The organism is Cupriavidus sp. AU9028 (assembly GCF_019795295.1).
In the GTDB taxonomy this organism is placed as follows: Bacteria; Pseudomonadota; Gammaproteobacteria; order Burkholderiales; family Burkholderiaceae; genus Cupriavidus.
The window spans coordinates 1-3,830 of the sequence record NZ_JAIMCG010000032.1; the positions used below are offsets into that span (position 1 = coordinate 1).

The window sequence follows — 3,830 nt, forward strand, 5'->3', positions numbered from 1 at the left end:
GCACGGCGGCGAGGCGATCGGCGCGCGCCAGCAGCTCGCCGTAGCACAGCGTCTGCCCGCCGCAGACCACCGCGAGGGCGTCGGGATGCAGGGCGGCATGCGCGGCGATGCGCGCGTGCACCGGTTGTGCAACCGCGCTGCCGACGTCGCCATGTCCGAGTTCCAACAGGGCGGACCGCTCGCCGTCGTCGAGAAGATCCACGCGGTTCAGCGGCTGCTCCGGCGCATCGACCAATGCGCGCAGCAGGCGCAGATAGTGGGCCGCCAGCCGTGCCGCGGTGCTGGCGTCGAACAGGTCCTCGGCGAACAGCAGGCTGGCATGAATGTGGCCGGCGGAGTCCTCCCGCGTGTCCAGCGTCAGTTCCAGCGCCGTCGTCCGCTCGCCCACCGGCGCGCTTTCGAGTTCGAGCCCCGGCAACGCGGCCGCCGCGGCGCGATCGCCGCGCCGATGGTTGTGCACCACCTGGAACAAGGGGTTGTAGCTCATGCTGCGTTCTGGCTGCAGCGCTTCCACCAGCTGTTCGAAGGGCAGATCCTGGTGCGCCTGCGCGCCGAGCACCGCTGTGCGCACCTGCTCCAGCAGCGCACGCAGCGGTTCTCGGCCATCGATGCGAACGCGCAGGATCTGCGTGTTGACGAACAGGCCAACCACGCGCTCGATTTCAAGCCGGTTCCGGTTCGCAACCGGCATGCCGACGCAGATGTCGCTGCTGCCGGTGTAGCGGTACAACAGCGCCTGGAAGCCGGCCTGCAGCAGCATGAACATGGTTGCGCCATGTTCGCGGGCCCGCTCGCGCAGACCGTGCGCCAGCGCGTCGTCGATGGCGATATCGCAGCGGCCCACGCGATAGACCGCGGCGGCAGGGCGGGGATGATCGGTCGGCAAGGCCAGCACGGCGGGTGCGCCGGCGAGTTCGGAGCGCCACCACTCCAGCTGGCGGGCCTGCTCGCCCGCTTCGAGCCAGTTGCGCTGCCATGCCGCATAGTCGGTGTAGCGGACCGGCGGCCGCTCCTGCACCGCAGGCGCCTCGCCTGTCTCGCCTTGCAGCTGTGCGCGATAGGCAGCGGCGATATCGTCGATCAGCAGCTGCATCGACCATCCATCGGAGACGATATGGTGCATCACCAGCACCAGGCGATGGTGCCGCTCGCGCAGCCGCAGCAGTTGTACGCGCAGCAGCGGCGCCTGCCCCAGATCGAAGGGCAACTCGGCGATACCGGCGGCCAGCTGATCCGCCCCCGCATCAGGATCGGGATCTGCGGACAGGTCGGTGATGGGCAAGTCAAGCGAGACGTGCGCAAGCACGCGCTGGCGGGCATTGCCCCGTTCGTCGCTGACGAAGACGGTGCGCAGTGCTTCGTGCCGCTGGGTCACGGCCGCGAAGGCCGCGTTCAGTGCGGCCACGTCGAGCGTGCCGCGCAGCGTCACGCTGCTGCTGATGTGGTAGGCCGCGCTGCCCGGCTCGAAGCGATGAAGGAACCACTGCCGCTGCTGCGCGAAGGACAGCGGCGCCTCGTAGGCCCCGTCAGTGCCCGCCTGCGGCAGGGCGGGAATCGGCAACTGCGAGAAGGCGATGCCTTGCTCGCCCATCTTGTCCAGAAAGGCACGGCGCTGGGCCGGCGCCAGCGTGGCAAAACGCGCGGCCAGCCGGGCCGCGGTATTGGCTTCGATCATTCAGACAGACTCCAGGGAATTGGCGAAGGCTTCCAGCTCCAGCAGCGCCGCTTCATCGGCGTGGCGATGCTGTCCGGGCAAGATGGCGGCGAGCTCGGCCAGCGTGTTGGCGCCGAACAGCCTGGCCAGCGGCACGTCGATGCCGAGTTGGCCCTTGATACGGGATAGCAGTTGCACCGCGAGCAGCGAATGCCCGCCCAGCGCGAAGAAATTGTCGTGACGGCCGACCCGAGGCACACGCAGCAGGTCCTGCCAGATGGCGGCGAGCCGAGTTTCGAGTTCGCCCTGAGGCGCTTCGCCGGTTGCCGTAGCGGGCGCCTCCGGGTGCGGCAAGGCGCGCCGATCCAGCTTGCCGTTGGCCGTCAGCGGTAGCGCTTCGAGCAGCACGATGGCCGCCGGCACCATATGAGCGGGCAGCGAAGCCGCCAGTGCGCGGCGCAGCTCGGCGGGGTCCGGCGCGGGACCGCTGTGCGGCACGGCGTAGCCCACCAGTTGAAGGTTGCCGTCTGCGTCCGGCTGCGCGACGACAGCGGCCTGGCGCAGCGCGGGCAGGTCGAGCATGCGGGCGGCGATCTCGCCTGGCTCGACCCGGAAGCCGCGGATCTTCACCTGTTCGTCGATGCGGCCCAGATATTCGAGTGCGCCATCCGCGCGGCGGCGCACGCGGTCTCCGGTTCGATAAAGCCGTTGCCCATCGCTTCCGAACGGATCCGGCACGAAGGAGCGGGCCGTGAGCGCGGCGCGGCCGAGATAGCCGCGGGCAAGGCCCGGACCGCTGATATACAGTTCGCCGGCGACCCCGTCCGGCAGCGGGGTGAAGGAGGCGTCCAGCACGTAGGCCACGGTGTTGGCGAGCGGTGTGCCAAGCGGCAACCCTGCGCCGGGCTGGGGCACCGTGCCGGCGACGTGGACCAATGCGCCGACCGTGCACTCGGTGGGGCCGTAATGGTTGACCAGCCGGCATTGCGGCCGTTCGGCATGGATCCGGGCCCGCAGCGCCGCGCCGGTCGCTTCGCCGCCGAGCACCAGCGTGTGGGCCGGCAAGACGGCGGCTGCACTGGCGCCAGCTGCCTCCGCGCCATCGAGCAGAGCCTGCAGATGGCTGGGCACGATTTTCAGCACATCGACCTGATGTTCGGCCATGAACCTGCCGAACGCGGCGGCATCGAAGACGCAGCGGCGCTCGGGCAGATACAGCGACGCTCCGCTTGCCAGCGCGCCGAACAACACCGTGTGCCCCAGATCGGCCGCCGGTGTCGATACCATCGCCATGCGCAAGCGTGGCGGCAGGGACAACGCGGACAGCACGCCGCGCAGGTAGTGACACAGCGCGCCATGCGAGACGCCGACGCCTTTGGGCCGCCCCGTCGAGCCCGAGGTGTAGATGACGTAGGCGAGGTGGTGGTCCGACAGCAGCGGCACGGGATTGATATCGTCCGCCTCTGATGGCGCCGGGTCGGCCAGATCGATCACCGCAACGCCCGCGGGCAGCGGCGGCAGCGCATCCACGCGTTGCGCCAGCAGCAGCGACACGCCGCTGTCCTCGACCATGTAGGCGAGCCGCTGCGCGGGATGGTCAGGGTCGAAGGGCAGGTAGGCGCCGCCTGCCTTCAGGATCGCCAGCAGGGCCACCACCAGTTCGACCGAGCGCTCGGCGAACACGCCGACCGGTTTGTCGGGACCGATGCCACGCGCGATCAACCGGTGCGCCAGACGATTGGCGCGGCGGTTCAATTCGCCGTAGCTGATCGCCTGTCCTGCGGCGAACAGCGCCAGCTCGTCCGGTGTCGAGCTGGCATGCGCTTCGAACTGCCGGTGCGCCGGCGGCAGTGCGTTGCCGCTTTGCGGACCGATGGCTGCGTGCAGCCACGCCGGCAGTTCTGCTTCCGGCAGCGTGGCGAGCTGGCCCAGCGGGCGCTCGGCGTTGGCGGCCATCTGGCGCAGCAGCGCGAACAGGCTTTGCGCCAGCTGGCGCGCCTGCGCCTCGCCCAGCAGCGCGCGATCGAAGCGGCAAGTCAGCCGCAGCGCATCGGCATGAGCCAGCACCAGCGTCAGCGGGTAGTTGGTCTCGGCGCGGTTCTGCACGCCGCTGAAGGCCAGCCCGGCGGGCGCGCGCCGCAGCGCCGCATCGACGGGGTAGTTCTCGAACACCACG

2 protein-coding genes are annotated in these 3,830 nt (G+C 70.0%); both read right to left on the reverse strand.

Features of this window, described 5'->3' with window-relative positions:
* A partial coding sequence (locus tag K6V06_RS20500; protein WP_255582000.1) for a condensation domain-containing protein occupies positions 1–1,675 on the reverse strand: 1,675 nt, incomplete at its 3' end.
* On the reverse strand, positions 1,676–3,830 hold a 2,155-nt coding region (locus tag K6V06_RS20505; protein ID WP_222245975.1), incomplete at its 5' end, for an amino acid adenylation domain-containing protein.